Origin of the sequence: Janthinobacterium sp. YR213, from assembly GCF_900099875.1 — a bacterium.
GTDB classification, from domain to species: domain Bacteria; phylum Pseudomonadota; class Gammaproteobacteria; order Burkholderiales; family Burkholderiaceae_D; genus Janthinobacterium; species Janthinobacterium lividum.
In genome coordinates, this window is the sequence record NZ_FNDA01000008.1 from 172,133 (window position 1) to 190,067 (window position 17,935).

15 protein-coding genes are annotated in these 17,935 nt (G+C 63.9%); 7 read left to right on the forward strand and 8 right to left on the reverse strand.

The window, feature by feature from the left end; genetic code table 11:
- The first annotated feature begins 136 nt into the window (after nt 1–136).
- Nucleotides 137–835 (forward strand): glutathione binding-like protein, encoded by a 699-nt coding sequence (locus BLT98_RS27215; RefSeq protein WP_092613294.1) that lies wholly within the window; start codon nt 137–139, stop codon nt 833–835.
- Nucleotides 836–842: 7 nt separating this feature from the next.
- Here the strand turns inward: BLT98_RS27215 and uraH are convergent, their stop codons facing one another.
- Both uraH and BLT98_RS27225 read right to left on the reverse strand, forming a co-directional pair.
- A complete protein-coding gene (uraH, locus tag BLT98_RS27220; RefSeq protein WP_092613297.1) occupies nt 843–1,253 on the reverse strand; it encodes a hydroxyisourate hydrolase in 411 nt (136 codons plus the stop codon).
- An 11-nt stretch (nt 1,254–1,264) separates the two neighbouring features.
- The gene (locus tag BLT98_RS27225; protein WP_092613301.1) at nt 1,265–1,759 is read right to left on the reverse strand and encodes a GlcG/HbpS family heme-binding protein; all 495 of its coding nucleotides are present in this window, start codon (nt 1,757–1,759) and stop codon (nt 1,265–1,267) included.
- A gap of 138 nt (nt 1,760–1,897) precedes the next feature.
- Between BLT98_RS27225 and BLT98_RS27230 the strand changes: the two genes are divergently transcribed.
- Nucleotides 1,898–2,608 carry a heavy metal response regulator transcription factor gene (locus tag BLT98_RS27230; RefSeq protein ID WP_070280115.1) on the forward strand — a complete coding sequence of 237 codons (711 nt, stop codon included), beginning with the start codon at nt 1,898–1,900 and terminating at the stop codon, nt 2,606–2,608.
- The gene (locus BLT98_RS27235) at nt 2,605–4,005 is read left to right on the forward strand and encodes a heavy metal sensor histidine kinase (RefSeq protein ID WP_092613304.1); all 1,401 of its coding nucleotides are present in this window, start codon (nt 2,605–2,607) and stop codon (nt 4,003–4,005) included. Before BLT98_RS27230 ends, BLT98_RS27235 begins: the two co-directional genes overlap by 4 nt.
- A 156-nt stretch (nt 4,006–4,161) precedes the next feature.
- On the opposite strand, the gene BLT98_RS27240 is transcribed toward BLT98_RS27235, so the two are convergent.
- The 3 genes from BLT98_RS27240 to BLT98_RS27250 form a co-directional block, all read right to left on the reverse strand.
- The gene (locus tag BLT98_RS27240) at nt 4,162–7,500 is read right to left on the reverse strand and encodes a DEAD/DEAH box helicase (protein ID WP_244517744.1); all 3,339 of its coding nucleotides are present in this window, start codon (nt 7,498–7,500) and stop codon (nt 4,162–4,164) included.
- A gap of 174 nt (nt 7,501–7,674) precedes the next feature.
- Nucleotides 7,675–9,381, reverse strand: coding sequence for a methyl-accepting chemotaxis protein (locus BLT98_RS27245; protein ID WP_092613310.1), 1,707 nt, complete (start codon nt 9,379–9,381; stop codon nt 7,675–7,677).
- Nucleotides 9,382–9,588: 207 nt separating this feature from the next.
- On the reverse strand, nt 9,589–10,479 hold the full coding sequence (locus tag BLT98_RS27250; RefSeq protein ID WP_092613313.1) for a LysR family transcriptional regulator: 891 nt from the start codon (nt 10,477–10,479) through the stop codon (nt 9,589–9,591).
- 111 nt (nt 10,480–10,590) lie between these two features.
- Here BLT98_RS27250 and BLT98_RS27255 point away from each other — a divergent pair, with 111 nt between their 5' ends.
- On the forward strand, nt 10,591–11,772 hold the full coding sequence (locus BLT98_RS27255) for a serine hydrolase domain-containing protein (RefSeq protein ID WP_092613316.1): 1,182 nt from the start codon (nt 10,591–10,593) through the stop codon (nt 11,770–11,772).
- Nucleotides 11,773–11,780: 8 nt separating this feature from the next.
- Nucleotides 11,781–12,971, forward strand: coding sequence for an MFS transporter (locus BLT98_RS27260; protein ID WP_092613395.1), 1,191 nt, complete (start codon nt 11,781–11,783; stop codon nt 12,969–12,971).
- Here BLT98_RS27260 and BLT98_RS27265 read toward each other — a convergent pair.
- The 3 genes from BLT98_RS27265 to BLT98_RS27275 form a co-directional block, all read right to left on the reverse strand.
- Nucleotides 12,936–13,481: a DinB family protein gene (locus BLT98_RS27265; RefSeq protein WP_092613319.1), complete on the reverse strand. Its 546-nt coding sequence runs from the start codon at nt 13,479–13,481 to the stop codon at nt 12,936–12,938. The genes BLT98_RS27260 and BLT98_RS27265 overlap by 36 nt on opposite strands.
- A gap of 18 nt (nt 13,482–13,499) precedes the next feature.
- A complete protein-coding gene (locus tag BLT98_RS27270; protein ID WP_070280111.1) occupies nt 13,500–14,099 on the reverse strand; it encodes a MarC family protein in 600 nt (199 codons plus the stop codon).
- A 116-nt stretch (nt 14,100–14,215) separates the two neighbouring features.
- On the reverse strand, nt 14,216–15,004 hold the full coding sequence (locus tag BLT98_RS27275) for an AraC family transcriptional regulator (protein WP_092613323.1): 789 nt from the start codon (nt 15,002–15,004) through the stop codon (nt 14,216–14,218).
- Nucleotides 15,005–15,106: 102 nt separating this feature from the next.
- On the opposite strand from BLT98_RS27275, the gene BLT98_RS27280 reads away from it, so the two are divergent.
- Both BLT98_RS27280 and BLT98_RS27285 read left to right on the forward strand, forming a co-directional pair.
- Nucleotides 15,107–16,021 carry a DMT family transporter gene (locus tag BLT98_RS27280; protein ID WP_092613326.1) on the forward strand — a complete coding sequence of 305 codons (915 nt, stop codon included), beginning with the start codon at nt 15,107–15,109 and terminating at the stop codon, nt 16,019–16,021.
- Nucleotides 16,022–16,062: 41 nt separating this feature from the next.
- Nucleotides 16,063–17,676, forward strand: coding sequence for a toxin-antitoxin system YwqK family antitoxin (locus tag BLT98_RS27285; protein WP_092613329.1), 1,614 nt, complete (start codon nt 16,063–16,065; stop codon nt 17,674–17,676).
- Nucleotides 17,677–17,935: the final 259 nt, after the last annotated feature.

Sequence of the window (17,935 nt, forward strand, 5' to 3'; positions counted from 1 at the left end):
TGCGTGACGGCGCTAGTGAATGCTTGCGCCGTCTTGTTTTTCGCTTACGTGGCATTATATCCATGCATATCAGTTGCGGCGCGACAATAGTGATGCGGAGGCCGCCTGCCCTACTTATCTATCTGGAAAGACCACGATGATCGACCTGTATTACTGGACCACGCCCAACGGGCACAAAGTGACGATGTTCCTGGAAGAAGCGGGCATCCCCTACAACATTATTCCCGTGCATATCGGCAAGGGTGACCAATTCAAGCCCGAATTCCTCGCCATCGCGCCGAACAACCGCATCCCCGCCATCGTCGACCAGGCGCCGGAAGATGGCGGCGCGCCCTTGTCCCTGTTCGAGTCGGGTGCGATTTTGCAATACCTGGCCGAGAAAAGCGGGCAATTCCTGCCTGACGACGTGCGGGGACGCGCCGAAGTGATGCAGTGGCTGTTCTGGCAAATGGGCGGCCTTGGCCCCATGGCCGGGCAAAACCACCATTTCGTGCAATATGCGCCCGAACCCATCGACTACGCCATCACGCGCTACGTCAACGAAACGAACCGGCTATACGGCGTGCTGAACAAGCGCCTGGCCGACCGCGCATTCGTGGCCGGCGACACGTATTCCATCGCCGACATGGCGATCTACCCGTGGATCGTGCCGCACGAGCGCCAGCGCCAGAAGCTGGAAGATTTCCCGCACCTGGCGCGCTGGTTCGCGGCCATTGCCGCCCGTCCCGCCACCGTGCGCGCGTATGCGCGGGCGGCTGAAATCAATGTGCAGCCCACCGTCAGCGGCGACGCGAAAAGCGTGCTGTTCGGGCAGACGGCGAAGACGGTGGCGTGATCAACGGTCAGTTTCCTCGGTAAGTGGAAAAACCAAAAGGACTGAGCAGCAAGGGAATGTGATAGTGCTGGTCGGTCTTTTCCACGTGGAATTGCACGGGGATTTCCGGGAAGAAGGTTTCCTGTTTCAGGCGCGCATAGTGCTCGCCTGTCTTGAACACGATGCGGTATTCGCCCGCCTGCATGGGAGCATCCTCCGGATACATGGCCGCGATACGCCCCTGCGCATTCGTCACGGCGCTGGCGAGCTGTTGCCAGCCTTCGCCTTTCTTTTGCTCCAGGGTGACCGTCACGCCCGCTGTCGGCTGGCCGCTCTGCAAGTCGAGGATGTGCACGCTCAAGGGATTGGCGGCGGCCAGGGCCATGCTGGACAGGCTGGCGAAGGCCAGGGCGGCGGTGATCTTTTTCAGGTACGTCATCGTCGTGTCTTTCAAAGGGTGGGGGAATCGAGTTCGGGGATGGTGGCCAGGGCAGCCTGGGCGCAGGCACGGTCTTGCTGCGCGCCACCGCCACCGGCCACGCCGATGGCGCCGACCACTTCGCCCTGGGCTCGCAAGGGCAGGCCACCGCCCAGCAGCAACAGTTCCGGCACGGTGGTCAAATTACTCATGTCCGGATTGTTGCGGGCCGCCACGGCCAGCGTGTAAGTGTCGCTCTTGGTGGACAAGGCCGTGTACGCCTTGCGCCGGCTGGCTTCCGTGTTGTGCGGTCCGACGCCGTCGGCGCGCTGCACCGTCACGACATTGCCGCCACGGTCCAGCACGGTAACGACGATATGCCGGCCCTGCGCCAGGCAAGCGGCCATGGCCGCATCGGCCAGCTTGTTGGCAGCTGGCAGAGAAAGATCATCGACTTTGCGCAACTGGGCGTGTGCGGGGCTGGCCAGCAGGCATAGCAGGGTACTGCCGAAAAGAAGGGTTTTCATGTGGCGTCCTGGGAATCAAGTGACGCCAGTATGGCCAGTGTTACCCTACGCGAAGATGATCGCCGCATGACATTTTTATCATCCGCGGCACTCTGCGCGCGGCGTAGAATGGTCTTATATTCTCTTTAGAAAGTGGCCATGCGTATCCTGGTAATCGAAGACGAACCGAAGACGGGCGACTACCTGCTGCGTGGCCTGGCCGAGTCCGGCTTTACGGTGAGCCTGGCGCGCAACGGCCGCGACGGCCTGCACATGGCCAGTAGCGACACGCCCGATTTGATCGTGCTCGACGTCATGCTGCCCATCATGGATGGCTGGCAAGTCTTGCGCGCGCTGCGGCTGCAGGAGGGCGGTGCGGACGTGCCCGTGATTTTCCTCACGGCGCGCGACGAAGTGCAGGACCGGGTCAAAGGGCTGGAATTGGGCGCCGACGATTACCTGGTGAAACCATTTGCCTTTGCCGAACTGGTGGCGCGCATCCGCACCTTGCTGCGGCGCGGGCCGCCGCGCGAGGACGACGTGATCCGTATCGGCGACATGGAAATCGACGTGATGAAACGCAAGGTCAGCCGGCAAGGCCAGCGCATCACTCTGACGGCCAAGGAATTCGGCTTGCTGCATTTATTGGCGCGGCGTCAGGGCGAGGTCTTGTCGCGCTCCATCATCGCCTCGCAAGTGTGGGACATCAATTTCGAGAGCGACACCAACGTCATCGACGCGGCCATCCGCCGCCTGCGTAGCAAGCTCGACGACCCGTTCGAACCCAAACTGATCCACACCTTGCGTGGCATGGGCTATGTCTGCGAATTGCGCGCGCTCACCGTGCCGGACAGCGGCGCCACGCAATGAAGCTGGCGCAACTCCGCCGCTCGCTGACCCTGCGCGTCACGCTCGTGTTCGTGCTGATCGTGGCGCTCGTGTCGGCCGGGCTGGGCATGCATTTGTACCGTTCATTCGTCGCGGAAATCGAGCGCCGCGATGACATTTTGTTGCTGGGAAAACTGCGGCAGATCCAGCAACTGCTGGGCAATGCGGGCACCCTCGACATCATCCGCGAGCGGCCCCAGTATTTCCGCGACACCATGAGCGGGCAAGAAAATTCCCTGGTCCGCATCGTGCGCGCCGATGGCACGCGTTTGATCGATGTCAATCCAAACGGCGAGACGGTGGCGCATCCTGTTCCCGTGGCCGTCGATGCGCCCGTCACGGACAGCGCCATCGTCAGCTGGACCAGCCGCGACGGTTATCCGGCCAGGGTGGTGGCGGCCAGCGCGCGCATTGGCGACCCGGCGCAGATGGCCGACATATCCGTCGCCCGGGTCTACGGCGACCGCACGGCCATGTTTGCCGCCTACCGCTGGCAGATCGTCGTGTCCGTCGCCGTTAGCGCGCTGGTGGCGGCTTTGTTGTCGAGCGTGATGCTGCTGCGGGGATTGCGGCCGCTGCGCAATATCGCCGCCCACGCGGCCCTCGTGCGGCCGGGCAAGCTGGAGCAGCAACTCGAGGCGCGCGGCGCGCCGACGGAGCTCTTGCCGCTGATCCATGCCTTGAATGCCATGCTGGCGCGGCTGCAGGAAGGCTATGCGCGGCTGTCGCAGTTTTCCGCCGACCTGGCGCATGAATTCCGCACGCCCGTCACCAATCTGCTGGGGCAAAGCCAAGTTATGCTGGCCCGACCGCGCAGCGCGCAAGACTATGAGCAGCTGGTCTCGTCGAATGTGGAAGAGCTGGAACGGCTGTCGCGCATGATCGACAGCATGCTGTTCCTGGCACGGGCGCAGCAGGATGAAATGGTGCTCGTCAAGCAAGTCTTGCCCGTGCAGGACGAGTTTGCAAGGCTGGCGGATTTCTTTGAAGGCTTGGCCGAAGAACGCGAGCTGGCGCTGGCTTGCCACGGCAGCGGCAATGTGACGGCCGAGCCGCAACTGCTGCGCCGCGCGCTGGGCAATTTGCTGTCGAACGCGATCCGCCACGCGGCGCCGGGCAGCACGATTCTGCTGCGCTCGCATGCGACGAACGAGGGCGTGGAATTGAGCGTGAGCAACCTCGGCCCCGCCATTCCCGCGCGCCACTTGCCGCACCTGTTCGAGCGCTTCTACCGCGCCGACCCGGCCCGCAGCGACTCGGCCGCCTCTACCGGCCTCGGCCTGGCCATCGTCACGGCCATCATGCAGCTGCACGGCGGCAGCGCGACCGTGGCGTCCGACGCGGCCGCCACGACGTTTACCCTGGTTTTTCCGGCGTAATTGACTGGGGTGGTGTCGGATTACGCTACGCTAATCCGACCTACGCCGCATTCCGGCACAGGGTAGGTCGGATTAGCGAGGCGAAGCCAAGCGTAATCCGACAAGAGCCGTCAATAATATTGTCGGATTACGTGGTCCCGTATGGTCTCGGGGCCGTCAGCCCATTTCCACCAAAAACTCATGCATGCCCGTATGCGGCAATTGCGCACACGCTGGCGCAAAGTGCGGCAACTGCCCCCACAGCAACGGGTTGCCGACGATGTACACGTAATGCTGCGCGCGCGTGAGGGCCACGTTGAGCAGGTTCGGCGTGGCCGCCGCCCACTGCGCGGCGCCTACCGTGCTGTCGTCGGCGCCGAGGACCAGCATCACCACGCTTTGTTCCTTGCCCTGGAAGGTGTGCACGGTACCCACCATCTGGCTGCTCCACTGGCGCAATTCGCGCGCCGTCGGCGCCTTGCCGTAGCCGAGGCGGCGGTCCCAGTCCATGTCGACGATGCGCGAACGTAATTCGTTGCGCACGGCCTTGAACGGCGTAATCACATACATGTCGGGCAGCTTGCCGTCGCGGCGGTACAGTTTCAGCAGCACTTCCAGCACGAAGTCGAGCTGCACGGACACGACCTGCTTGTAGCTGACGGCGCCGACGGCGTCGATCCAGCGGCTGGGGCCCCGCGTAAGTCCCCGCGCGCCATCTGGCGGCGTGCGTTCGCTCAAGCCATACACCATCTTGTCTTCATAGGCGATGCTGTTGGCCAGCGAAAACATCGGTTCCACGCAGCGGCGATGCACGCGCAGGGGGCTGCCGATCCACAAGGGCTGCGTGCTATTGGCGGCGACATGCGCGCCATAGCGGTTGGCCTTGTCGGCCAGGGTTTGCACGGAAACACTGCCTGGCGCGTAGCTGCCGTCCTGCGTGTGCTGCGACAGGGCGGACAAGGTATGCACCAGGCGGCCCGGCACCGTGAACACGGGTTCAATCTGTAGCGGGTCGCCCACGACGACGGCGCGCTTGGCCCGCCACAGGCTGCCCAGCGCCGTTTGCGGTGGTGCTTGGCCCGCTTCATCGATGAACAGCCAGCCCAGCGATTCGGGACCCATGCCTTGGAACTGGCGCGCGAACGAGGCAAACGTGGTCGACACGACGGGCACGACCATGAACAGGCTGTGCCAGACCATGGCGATGTGCGACTGGTCGTAGGCGCGCTTGTTTTTCAGCAATTTCGACACGGCCAGCAAGTTGCCGCCAAAGCCGGGGCCGCCTTTTTTTGCCACTTCCGCCAGCCATGCTTCATGCAGGGCCAGGGCCTTGGCAAACAGGCGCGAGCGCAGGCGCGCCAGCGCCGGTTCATGCCACAGGCCGCCAATTTGCAGGGCGTCGCCGTCCAGCTCATCCAGCGTGGCCGGCGCGATGATGGTGGGGAAACGCATGCGCGCGCGGCGCAGCAGTTCCGTGCTGTCATCCCATTCGCGCTGGCGCGATTGCGCCGTGCGCAGCGCGATGTGCAGGCTGTTGCGGGCGCGCTCGCAGCGCGGCTCCAGTTCGCCTTTCAGCAGCAGCTTGATGGCGGACACGTCGCGCGCGGCCTGGCGCTGCGCTTCCGCGTTGGCGACGACGGCGTCCTTGAAGGCGCGTGCCGGTGCCGTGCGGAACAGCCGGGCAAAGAAGCCGGGCTGCGTCAGCGCCACCAGGCGTTCTTCTTCCAGCAATTCCTTCTTGCTGGCGAGCAATGTGTCCTGCTGCGCCAGCGCGGCGGCCAGGGCGCCATTCGCCGCATCCATCTCTTGCTCGGCAGCAATCAGCGCTTGCTGGCTGGCCTGCATGAAGTCCGCTTCCGTGCAAGTGCCCACGGCTTGCCACAGGGCGGCGTATTGGGCGTGTTCGGCCAGAGCCTTTTCCACCACGTGTTCCGTCTCGCGGAACTCGCGCGCCGCCTGGGCGAAGCTGACGCCCTGGTAGCTGGCCAGCCACTGGCGGATATTTTGCGCATTCGGCGTCTTGCGCGCCGTGCTCTTGTCCCAGTCGTCGTCATAGAAATTGCTGACGAAGCGGCGGCGGTTCGCGCTGTTTCCCAGCGCACAGGACATCAAGCCCCATGGCGCTTCCGCCTCGCCCAGGGCGCGGTTGGCGCCATTGCCATCGGCCACGACCCGGCGCGCCACGCTTTCAAAATAGCGCGTGCGCGCCCATTCCTTGCCCAGCTGCTTCGGTTTTGGCAGGTCGCCGGAAATGTTTTCCACCGCCGCGTTATTCGACGAAGCGACGACCATTTCAAAGCCCGTCAGTTCTGGACGCAAGCGGGCGATGGTAATCGGGTCGCGCACGCCTTCGAAGGCCACGGCCACCTTGCCGATGAAGGCGTCGCCGGCGCGGTCCAGGCAGGACAGCACGCTGGCGCGGCGCACGATGTTGTCGGCGAACAATTCGCGCAGCAAGGTCGTCTTGCCCGTGCCCGGCGGGCCGTTGACGGAAAAGATGCCCCGTTCGTTCAAGCCCGTGCGCGCGCCGTGGATGGCGAACTGCTGCATCAGGCTCATGGCGTAGCTGGCGTCTTCCAGCCAGTGTCCGCGGTTCATATTGGCCGGATTGAGCATGGCTGCCAGCGCCTGGCGTCCGGCAGGGCTGTACAGGTCGATGCGCTCATCCTGCGCCAGCGGCGTCAGGTAGGCGGCCACGGTGGCCGGCAGCTTACCGCCACGCAAGGCGCGGATGATCTGCTCCAGGTCGTCGAGGTAAAAACTGTTGAGGATATCGATCGATGTTTCCACCGCGTCGCCGAAGTCCAGCGTGCGGTTCTGGCTGGCTTCAGCCAGGTCGGCTTCCGAGACTGCCGCGCGTTTTTTGCGCGTGCGCAATTCCAGCACGGCCAGCGGCTGGCCTGCCGACGGGTGGAAGCCGGCCCAGTCGCGCAGCAGGTCGGCCAGCGCGGCGATTTCCATGCCGGACAGGGGCGACGAGACATTGCCTGCCTCGTCCGTCACTGGCTGCGGGGCGCGGCTTGCCGCGAAGTTGCGCAAGCTGTCCTGCAGCGCCAGCTGGCTGTCGCTGAAGGCGTCCAGGCTCAGGCCCGACCAGTCCGGCGTGCGGGCGCGGCCCAGGGCCCACGGCAAGGTCGAGACGGACACGGGGTCGAATTGCGGCTCGCCCAGCGCATTGAGGTTCAGGCGGGCAAAGCACGAGCGTCCCAGCAGTTCTGTTTTTTCTGTTTCGGCCATGTTTTCCGGGCCATTGGCCGGCGGACAGGCCTTGTTGATTTCGGCCTTGTCGAACACGCCGAGGAACAGCGAGAAGCCGTCGATCTCGCGGTCGGACGGCACTTGCCATTGCGTGGCGAACTGCAGCGGCAATTGCGCCAGCTGTTCGCGGTGCAGGAGGCGCACGGTGGACTGGTCTTCAACGTCCGTGATTTGATTCAGGTCAAACGGGATAAAGAATTCGATCTTGTGCCAATACTCCAGGATAGCCAGGAGGCGCTGCTGTTCTGCCTGATTCATGATGACCAATATTTTGTAAAGCGAGCGAGGATTGTAAAGCGTATGCGTGGTGCACGTTTTGCACTTTTGCCTATTGCGCGGGCTTTGCCGCAAAAAAAGTGGTGATTGCGGACGAAAAAAAGCCAGGCAGCAACTTCCTGCCTGGCTTTCCCGTGGGGAGGACGTTGCTATTGGTTAAAACTCTTCCCATTCGCTCTCGGCGGCAGCATTGCCGCGGCGTGCCGGCGCGGCCGCGACGGCCTTGCGCGCGGGTGCGGGCTTGGCTGCGGGGCGTGCGATGGCGGGCGCTGCTGGCGCGGCGCGCACAGGCGCCAGCTTGGGTGCGCTGGCGACATGGTTGCCGGTTTTAAAGAAACCCACCACGTGCGCCAGTTCGCCCGCCTGCTCCTGCATGCTTTGCGAAGCGGCCGCCGCTTCTTCCACCAGGGCCGCGTTTTGCTGCGTTACTTCATCCATCTGGGCAATGGCCATGTTGATCTGCTCGATGCCGATGGTCTGCTCGTGCGTGGCGGAAGTAATCTCTCCCATGATATCGGTCACGCGCACGATGCTGTCGACGATGTCGCCCATGGTCTGGCCCGCTTCATTGACGAGGCGCGAACCCGTGTCCACGTTGGCGACGGACGCGGCGATCAATTCCTTGATTTCTTTCGCTGCGCCAGCGGATCTTTGGGCAAGATTACGCACTTCCGTTGCCACGACGGCGAAGCCACGGCCCTGTTCGCCCGCGCGTGCCGCTTCCACGGCCGCGTTCAAGGCCAGGATATTCGTCTGGAAGGCGATGCCGTCGATGACGCCAATGATGTCGACGATTTTCTTCGACGACTCGTTGATGGTGCCCATGGTGTCGACCACTTGCGAGACGATGCTGCCGCCGCGCACGGCCACTTCCGACGCGCTTTTCGCCAGCTGGTTGGCCTGGCGCGCATTGTCCGCGTTCTGTTTCACGGTCGAGGTCAGCTCTTCCATGGCCGACGCCGTTTCTTCCAGCGAACTGGCTTGCTCTTCCGTGCGGGACGACAGGTCGAGGTTGCCGGCGGCAATTTCGCTCGATGCCGTGGAGATCGCGTCCGTGCCGTTGCGCACTTGCGCCACTACGCCCAACAGGCTGTCGTTCATGGCTTTCAGGGCGCCCAGCAGGCGGCCCGTTTCATCGCTGGAATTGACGACGATGTGCGACGACAAGTCGCCCGAGGCCACGGTTTCGGCCACGCCCACGGCTGCATTGATGGGGCGGGTGATCGAGCGCGTGATGATCCAGGCAACAAAAGCGCCCAGCAGCACGGCCACGCTACCCAGGGCAATCATGGAGGCGCGCGCGCTGGCGCTCAGCGTCTCGGCATCCGTCGCCGCCTGCGCCGCCTGCTCGCCTTCATACGCGACCAGGCTGTCGAGTGCGCCCAGCACGCGCTTCAGGCTTGGTGCCGCCTGCTGCGTCAAAAAGGCGATCGCTTCTTCCGTCTGGCCCGCATTGCGCAGCTCGATCACCTTGTTGTTCAGCGGCGCACCCGATTTCAGGGCTGCGTCCAGCTCGGCCATCAGTGCCGTTTCCTTGTCCGTCGAGATTTTCTTTTGCAAGGTTTCCTTGGCGGCACCATATTTCTTGCGCGCTTCACCGATCTTCGCCAGTTCCGCCTGCACCAGCGCTTCCGTCGGCGCCACCACGATGCTCGTGATCGCCAAGGTAATGTTGCGCACGTTGTCGCTCATGGTATTGGCGGCCGCCATCTTGACGTTCTTGTCGGCCACGATGTCGTGCGTGCGCGCGCTCAGTTGTCCCATGGAGTACAGGCCGACGAGCAAGACGGCTACCAGCAGGCCGAGAACGACAGCAAACCCGATCCCGAGCCGGGTGCCGATTTTGAATTGTGTGAGTGACATGATTGCTTTCGTGTTGCGGAAGTGAAGGAAAACGTCGACAGGCCAGGGCTACGGGTTTATACGTAAGGGCGACCAGCCTGTAATTGTTCCTCAAAATTCCGCACTGCAATACAAAAACTTGTATCAAGTCCCCGAAAAGTTTAAAAATTGGTAGCAAATTAAATAAGTTGTCGTGTGGAAACAACGAGCGCGGCGCCGGACGCGGACTCAGCTTTCCGGAAACACGCGGGTGGCCAGGAAGTCGATGAAGGCGCGCAGTTTCGGCGTCAGGTGGCGGCTGCTGGGCCACAGGATGCGAAAGGCGCCGTCGTGCTGGCGGTGCGCGTCCAGCACGCGCTGCAAGCGGCCTGAGGCGAGCGCCGCGCGCACGGCAAAGTCGGGCAGGGCAGCGATGCCCAGGCCGCTTTCGGCAAAGTGCAGCAGGGTCTCGACATTGTTGCAATTGAGCAGGGCCGGCGATCCTGCCGCTTGCAAGGCGGGCCACTCAGGCAAGGGCCAGGCTTCGACCTTGCCGCTGCTGGGAAACTTGTACAGCAGGCAAGTGTGTTGCGCCAGGTCGGCGGGCAGCTCCGGCGTGCCATGCTGCGCCAGGTAGGCGGGCGCGGCTACCAGCTGCAGCTGGAACTGGCCCAGCTGGCGGCTCATCAAACGGCTGTCGGCGCTTTCTCCCGCGCGCACGACGGCGTCGTAGCCCTCCTCGATCACGTCGACCCGGCGGTCGCTGAAATCGAGGTCGAGTTCCACCAGCGGATACGCGCGCGCAAACGCGGCCAGCACGGGATTGAGCAGGCTGCCGACTTGCGGCAGGCTGACGCGCAGGCGGCCTTGCGGCGCGCTCTTGCTGTTCGTTAACTCCAACTCTGCCGCTTCGATCTCGCCCAGGATACGCCGGCAGCGTTCGAGAAACACGGTGCCCTCGCTGGTCAGCGCGATGCTGCGCGTGCTGCGGTGAAACAGGCGCACATCGAGGCGCTGTTCCAGACGCGCGATGCTCTTGCCCACGGCAGAGGCGGAAATGCCGAGCACCCGGCCCGCCGCCACGAAGCTGCGCGTTTCGGCCGCCTGCACGAAGGCCGTGAATCCCGCCAGGTTATCCATTTTTCACCTTTGATTGCGGATGCCAACGTCCGCACAGACAGAAACTATAGCCTGTTTTTCTTTGATCGCGCCTGCCTTACCTTGGCAGCCTGATCATTTGAAAGGCTCGACATGATGTACAACTTCTCTCCTGCGGCCCTGTCCGCCCGTATCGATCCCTTGCTCGACTGTGTTTTGCGCCAGCAGCGCCTGGTGGGCGCCGTGGTGCTCGTGTGCCACGGTGGCCAGAAAGTGTATCGCCGCGCGGCCGGCCACCTGGACCGCGAGGCGGGCACGCCCATGCGCGAGGATGCCGTCTTTCGCCTGGCGTCCGTCAGCAAACCCATCGTCTCGACGGCCGCGCTGGCGCTGGTGGGACAGCAGCGCCTTGACCTGGACGACCTGGTGGCGCGCTGGCTGCCGTATTTTGCGCCGCGCCAGCCGGACGGCACGGTGGCGGCGATGACCGTGCGCCACTTGCTCACGCACACGGCCGGCCTCGACTATGGCTTCTTCCAGCCGCCGGGCGGCGCGTATGCACAGGCCGGGGTGTCGGACGGCATGGATGCCTCCCGCATGACTCTGGCAGACAACCTGCGCCGCCTGGCCACCGTGCCGCTCGCGTATGCGCCGGGCGAGCGCTGGGCGTATTCGATCGCCACCGACGTGCTGGGCGCCGTGATCGAAGCGGTGACGGGCTTGCCGCTGGCGCACGCCGTGGAACACCTGGTGACGGCGCCGCTGGCCATGCGCGACACGGGTTTCCTGGCCACCGACCCGGCGCGCCTGGCCATCGCCTATGCGGACCGCGCAGCGGGGGAATCCCGGCCGCGCCGTTTGCTGGACGCGGGCGAAGACCATCTGCCATTTCTCGATGGCATGGCAGGTTTTACCTTGTCGCCGGCCCGTGCCCGCGATGCGCACGCCTACCCATCCGGCGGCGCTGGCATGGTCGGTTCCGCCCCCGACTTCATGTGCCTGCTGGAAACCTTGCGGCTGGGTGGCGCGCCGCTGTTGTCACCGGCGCTGGCGCGCCAGATGGGCGAAAGCCAGACGGGGGATTTCGACTTGCCGTTCTGGCCGGGCCGTGGCTTCGGCCTGGGTTTTACCGTGCTGACGGACCCGCAACTGGCCGCCACGCCCGAGTCGGCTGGTAGCTGGCGCATGGGCGGCACGTATGGCCACTCGTGGTTTGTTGACCCTGCGCAAGAATTGTCCGTGGTGGCGTTCACAAATACGGCATTGGAGGGCATGGCGGGGCCGTTCGTGACGGAGCTGTGCCAGGCAGTGTATGGCGTGGAGCAGGGGCAATGACGGCGGCCATGACCCGCCCGCATCCCGTCGTTTTCCTCGCGCTGGGCTTGTTCGGCGTGTATTGCATCGAGTTTGGCGTGGTGGGCATCTTGCCGATGATCATGCGGCGTTATGCCGTGACGGCCGCGCAGGCGGGCTCGCTGGTGAGCCTGTTCGCCCTGGTGATCGCCGTGGGCGGCCCCTTCCTCGTGCTGCTGGCCACGCGCTGGTGCCGCAAGAACGTCCTGATCGTTTCCCTGCTCGTGTTTGCGCTGGCCAGTGTGGCCTCTGCTTATGCGCCCCGCTTCGAACTGCTGCTGGCGCTGCGCATCGTGCCGGCCCTGTTCCACCCCGTGTATTTCTCGCTGGCCATGGTGGCCGCTGTCACCCTGTATCCGCCACGCGAGGCGGCACGGGCCGGCGCGCATGCGTTCACGGGCACCAGCATGGGCATGGTACTGGGGATTCCGCTCACCACCTGGATTGCCGCGCAATATGGTTACGAGGCATCGTTCCTTGCCTGCGCCCTCGTCAATGCGCTGGCCGCGCTGGGGCTGTTCCTGTTCTTGCCGGACACGCCGCGCGAGGCGCCGATGGCGTATGGCCGCCAGCTGACCGTGCTGCGCAAACCCGCCCTGTGGTTCACCATTGCCGCCGCCGTGCTGGTGTTTGCCGCCATGTTTGCCGTGTATGCGTATGCGGCCGCTTACCTGCAGCAGGTGGCGGGTTTGTCGGCGCGCCAGACGGGGCTGGCGCTGGTGGTGTTTGGCGTGGGCGGCGTGGCGGGCAATCTGTTCGCGGGGCGCCAGCTGGGTACGCACGTGCTGCGCACGGTCTTGCTGCAGCCACTGTTGCTGGGGCTGGCGTACTGGCTGCTGTACCGCCATGCGGGAACTGGTCTCGGCTGGGCGGCGCTGGCCGTCTTGCTGCTGTTCTGGGGCGCGGCGCACACGAGCGGGCTGATCGTGACGCAAGTGTGGCTCAGCAGCGAAGCGCGCGAGGCGCCCGCGTTCGCCATCGGCGTGTATATCGCCGCCATCAATCTGGGCGTGACGGTGGGCGCGCTGGCGGGAGGCGTGGCCATCGCCCGCTACGGCATGCAGGGGGCACTGGCTTGCGGCGGGTTGTTCGGTGCGCTGGCGCTGGCCTTGATCTTGCTCAAGGCGTGGCGCTACCGCCCGTCGTCAGTCGGCAATATGGTTGGGGATGCGAAACAGTAGATCCGTGTCGCCGATGTCCACGCCCGCTTGCGACAACAGGGTGCTGGCCTGGCCCCGATGGTGCGTCTGGTGGTTGAAGAAATGCATGAGCAGGCTGAAAAACTCGCGCCGGTTCGCTCCCTTGCTGTTGCGGTAGTCGAGCAAATGGTCGAGGTCGGCTTCCGTGATCGAGGCGGTCCAGTCGATGATGAGCTGGTCCAGCCATTGCCGGTGCGCGTGCATGGCGGCAAAATCGTCGGCCGCGAACAGCGGGTGCGTGAGCGAGGCGGGCGGGGTGATGGCGCGGATGGGGTCGAGCAGGGGAAAGCCGGCCGGGTGCTTCGCATAGCGCTGCATCCACAGCGTGTCGCCCACCATCACGTGGTTCAGGGTGGCCAGCAGGGAGCCGAAGAAGGCGCCCCGCTCGCGCTGCAGCTCGCCGGGTGGCAAGCTGGCCGCCGCCGCGTACATCTTGGCATTCATCCACTGGTTGTAATCGGCCATCAGGCAAAGGTGGGCGCAACGGCTCATGGTGATGAATGTTCTATATCAGACGGATTTCAAAAACGCGCGTATGCCGGCCAGCAGCATTTCAATGGCCATCGCCGTCAGGATCAAGCCCATCAGGCGTTCAAACGCCGTCATGACTCTTGGCCCCAGGGCCCGCTGCAAGCGTTCGGCGCACAGGAAGACGGCCAGCCAGACGGCGGCCACGGCCGTCAGCCCCGCCACGTGGGCGATGACTTCGTTCATTTCATGCGAGGAAAACAGCAGCACGGTGGCCAGCGCCGACGGGCCGGCCAGCGCGGGGATGGCCAGCGGCACGATGAACGGTTCGCCGCCCATCTCGTGGTCGCTATTGCCGGCGTTGGGCTGCGGAAAGACCATGCGCATGGCGATCAGGAACAGGATCACGCCGCCGCCGATGCGCAGCGCCACTTCCGACAATTGCAAGGCGTTCAGGAAATGACGGCCGAAGAACATAAACAGCAGCAAGATGCCGAAGGCGATCAGGCATTCGCGCACCACGACTTTCCAGCGCCGCTCGATGGGCACCCGTTTCAGGGCATTGACGAACAGGGAAACGTTGCCGAACGGATCGGTCACGAGCAAGAGCAGGATAAATGTCTGGAAAAAATTCTGTGTCATGGTGATGTGATTGAGGTCAACACCGCTGCCAGGATGGGCGCGGTGCGATAAGGCTTGCGATGATAACAAGAGCGGCGGCTATCGCCCATGATTATTGATGCATAGCAGCATTTTTTTTACGCAGCGATGACTTTTGCCTGGTAAAACGCGCTGGGCGTGGTGCCGAAATGCTTCTTGAACATGGCCGTGAACGCACTCTGGCTCGTGTAGCCATTGTCCATGGCCACGTCAATGACCTTGCTGCCGTGCGCCAATTGTTCCAGCGCCCGCAGCAATCGCGCCTGCTGGCGCCACTGGCCAAAGCGCATGCCCGTCTGTTTCTGGAACAGCCGGTGCAGGCTGCGCTCGGTGATCGCCAGTTCCTGCGCCCAGTGCGCCACCGTCTGCTGTTCGCCCGGCTGCGCCATCAGCCGCGCGCAGATGCCGCGCAGGCGCGCATCGGCAGGCAGCGGCAGATACAGGGGCAGCACGGGCAGGCTGTCGAGCTCGTGCAACAGCAATTGCAGCAGATGCCAGTCGCGGCTGCCTTCCGTGAAATCGGGCGCGATGTCGACGGCCGCCACGATCAATTGCCGCAGCAGGGGGCTGATGTCGAGCACGCAGCTGTGGCGCGGCAGCAGCGGTGAGCTGGCGCAGTCGATGAAGACGGTGCGCATTTTCACCGCGCCGCTCATGCGTACCTGGTGCGCGATGCCGGGTTGCAGCCACACGCCGCGCGTGGGCGGCACCACCCAGCGCCCGCCTTGGGCCTCGATGGTCATCACGCCCTCAATGGCATACAGCAATTGCGCATGCGTGTGGCGGTGCACGGAAATCACGTGGCCATGCGCATAGTCGACGGCCAGCGCCATGGCGCGCGCCGTGACGGGCAGCAATTCCTGAAAGGCGGGCGAGGTGCAATCCATGAAAATGATGTCAGTTTTGCGATAGGTCCAGACATTTTAGCGTGAGAAGGCGCGGCGCGCCTGCGGCATGATGGTTTCCCGCAACTATTCCTGGAGCTTCGCATGCCTGTGCGCGCCTATCTGTATCCGTTTCTGGCCATGCTGCTGTGGGCCGGCAACGTCGTCGTCTCGAAGCTGGCCGCGTCCAGCATCGCCCCCACCGCCATCACTTTTTACCGCCTGGTGCTGGTCTTGCTGGTGATGACGCCGTTTATCGCCCGCCCCCTGTGGCGCAACCGCGCCGCCATCCGCCGCCAGTGGTGGCAGCTGGCCCTGTGCGGCGTGATGTCGATGGCGCTGTTCCAGAGCCTGTCCTACCGCGCCGCCGAATCGACGACGGCGACGAATATGGCCATCGTCACGGCGCTGGCGCCGCTGATGACGGCCTTGCTCAGCGTGCTGCTGCTGGGCGAGCGGTTGACGGTCGGCATGGCGGCCGGCGGCGTGCTGTCGTTTGGCGGCTTGCTGTACCTGGTGGGGCGCGGCGACGTGCTGGCCTTGCTGCATCAAGGCGTGCATGCGGGCGATGCGCTGATGCTGCTGGCTTGCCTGAGTTTTGCCCTGTATGGCGTGCTGCTGCGCCGCTGGCGTTTATCCATTCCCGCCTGGCAAGCCATTTATTGCCAGGCGCTGGCGGCGCTGGCCTGCATGCTGCCGCTGTTCCTGCTGTTGCCGCCCGGCAGCGCCAGGCTGGACGCCACCACCTTGCCGCTGATCGGCTATGCCGGCATAGGCTCGTCCATCGTGCTGTCCTACCTGTGGATTGAAGGGGTAAAACTGCTGGGACCGAACCGCTGCAGCATTTACGTCAACCTGCTGCCCCTGCTGACGGCCTTGCTGGCCATCGTCTGGCTGCACGAAAGCATGCATGTGTACCACCTGGTCGGCGGCGGCATCTCGCTGCTGGGCGTGCTGCTGGCGCAGACGGTGCAGCGGCCGCTGTGGCGCCAGCGTCCTGGCGTGTCCGGTCTTGCCTGAACAGCCATGCATAATGGCGGTTTTCAGGCAGTGGAGTTGGCATGCGGCAAACATTTTGGATCAGCGCGATGGCGGCGCTGCTGGCGCTGGGCACCTTGGCGACGGCGCAGGCGGCAGTCCGGTTCTACGAGGGTAAACCGATGGCCACCGCCAGCGTTGTCGAGCGCCGCGATGGCGGCGTGGTGCTGGCCTTCCTGCGGGAAAATGGCGAAGTCAACGGCTACTATTGCCAGTGCAACGGGGATAGCGAGAAGCGCATGAACCTGGACAAGTATGGCAAGGCCAGCATCGCGGCCGTGTTCCAGCTTGACCTCGACAGCGAAGGCGAAACCACGTTCGTGCTCAGCCGCAGCAGCGATAAGCTCTTCGGCTTGCATGCCTACCGCTACGAGCGCAGCGGCGGCAGGATGTTCAAGGTGGCCACCCTTCAACCCACCCTGGACGCCATCGTGCGCGGCGCGAAAACCATGGACGAGGCGCGGGTGCGCGCCGCGCTGGCCCGCTTGCAGCTGATCGACTACAGCATCGCGTACGCACCCACGGGCGTGGCCGAGTTCGACGCCATCGAGCATGGCCACGGCACCCTGGTCGGTTATTTCAATATCGATGGCGAGTTATTGCCCGGCAAGCCGACGGACGCCCCGGCGTTTGCCTATAAAAAAACTTTCCAGGAAAAAGAGGGCCATTTCCTCACGGTGACCTATCTGCTGGGCAAGGGCTGGGAAGGCGGGCGCGCGCCCAGTTATCACGTCAAGTGGATCACCTGGGAAACGCAGCCGCAGCGCTTCGCCGCCAGCCAGGATGGGCCGCTCATCGAATACGACGTGAATTGCTGCACGGGCAACGTGTATGCCCGTGGCCGGTATGCGCAAGGCAAGCGCACTGGGCAGTGGCACTATGAAGAGCCGCTCACCATCCGCTCGGTTGGCGCTTTTGTCGACGGCAAGGCCGAAGGGCCGTGGACGTATGAAAGCGGCGAGGAAACGACAACGGGCATGATGCAGCGGGGCCAGCGCACGGGCCGCTGGGAAGTGAGCCCGGGCGTGGACGAATGGCGCGACGAGGGCAAGGGCAATTACCAGGGTTTCGATACCTACGTCAAAGACAGGCTGGACGGCCCCAGCGAGCGCCGTATCGGTACGCTGGTGCACTGGCAGGGCAACTATGTGAATGGCAAGAAGCAGGGCCAGTGGATCGAGCCCGGCGGTGGCGGCCTGTATGTCGATGACATCAAGCAGGGGCCGTGGAAGAAGGCGACGCCGGATGGCGGCTGGCAAGTGCTGACCATGCGCGATGGCGAACCGGAAGGCAAGCTGGAACAATATGCGGCCGGTGGCCAGCTGGAACTGGTCGAACATTACCGCTTTGGCGAGCTCGACGGCCCGATGGAGAGTTTTTATCCGGATGGCAAGCGGCGTTACCAAGGCGCGTTTGCCAGCGGCAAGCGCGATGGGGCGGAAACCCTGTTTTATCCCGATGGCGAAGTGCCGCAATTTCACCGTAGCTGGCACAAGGGCGTGCTGCATGGCGTCAATATCGAGAATTTCCAGAACGGTAAACCAAAGCGGATAGGCGCCTACAACATGGGCATGAAAACGGGCCGCTTCCAGTATTTCCGCGACGATGGCCAGCTCATCGAAGAAACCATGTATTAACTTGTTAGCTAGCATAAATGGCATTCCCACGCGACCTTGCACGGCAGCGGAATGCCAGTTCTGCGCAAAAAACATCATCCGCTTGTTACAAAGCGTGAAAATCAATACTGGATGTTGCTACTAGTAAACTTTCCCTGTATCTTGCAGTCAGGAAATTAAAAGTACAGGAAACCTCGACCTCGTTGCCCTGTATTGCACTCCTGACGATATGCGCGGGCCGCCTTCCCCCTGCCGCCTTACACGCCGTATCGATCTGTCC

Excerpts from the sequence above, each read along its gene's own strand:
- BLT98_RS27215 (WP_092613294.1), top strand. The coding sequence starts at position 137 with ATGATCGACCTGTATTACTGGACCACGCCCAACGGGCACAAAGTGACG.
- uraH (WP_092613297.1), bottom strand. The coding sequence starts at position 1,253 with ATGACGTACCTGAAAAAGATCACCGCCGCCCTGGCCTTCGCCAGCCTG.
- BLT98_RS27225 (WP_092613301.1), bottom strand. The coding sequence starts at position 1,759 with ATGAAAACCCTTCTTTTCGGCAGTACCCTGCTATGCCTGCTGGCCAGC.
- BLT98_RS27230 (WP_070280115.1), top strand. The coding sequence starts at position 1,898 with ATGCGTATCCTGGTAATCGAAGACGAACCGAAGACGGGCGACTACCTG.
- BLT98_RS27235 (WP_092613304.1), top strand. The coding sequence starts at position 2,605 with ATGAAGCTGGCGCAACTCCGCCGCTCGCTGACCCTGCGCGTCACGCTC.
- BLT98_RS27240 (WP_244517744.1), bottom strand. The coding sequence starts at position 7,500 with ATGAATCAGGCAGAACAGCAGCGCCTCCTGGCTATCCTGGAGTATTGG.
- BLT98_RS27245 (WP_092613310.1), bottom strand. The coding sequence starts at position 9,381 with ATGTCACTCACACAATTCAAAATCGGCACCCGGCTCGGGATCGGGTTT.
- BLT98_RS27250 (WP_092613313.1), bottom strand. The coding sequence starts at position 10,479 with ATGGATAACCTGGCGGGATTCACGGCCTTCGTGCAGGCGGCCGAAACG.
- BLT98_RS27255 (WP_092613316.1), top strand. The coding sequence starts at position 10,591 with ATGATGTACAACTTCTCTCCTGCGGCCCTGTCCGCCCGTATCGATCCC.
- BLT98_RS27260 (WP_092613395.1), top strand. The coding sequence starts at position 11,781 with ATGACCCGCCCGCATCCCGTCGTTTTCCTCGCGCTGGGCTTGTTCGGC.
- BLT98_RS27265 (WP_092613319.1), bottom strand. The coding sequence starts at position 13,481 with ATGAGCCGTTGCGCCCACCTTTGCCTGATGGCCGATTACAACCAGTGG.
- BLT98_RS27270 (WP_070280111.1), bottom strand. The coding sequence starts at position 14,099 with ATGACACAGAATTTTTTCCAGACATTTATCCTGCTCTTGCTCGTGACC.
- BLT98_RS27275 (WP_092613323.1), bottom strand. The coding sequence starts at position 15,004 with ATGGATTGCACCTCGCCCGCCTTTCAGGAATTGCTGCCCGTCACGGCG.
- BLT98_RS27280 (WP_092613326.1), top strand. The coding sequence starts at position 15,107 with ATGCCTGTGCGCGCCTATCTGTATCCGTTTCTGGCCATGCTGCTGTGG.
- BLT98_RS27285 (WP_092613329.1), top strand. The coding sequence starts at position 16,063 with ATGCGGCAAACATTTTGGATCAGCGCGATGGCGGCGCTGCTGGCGCTG.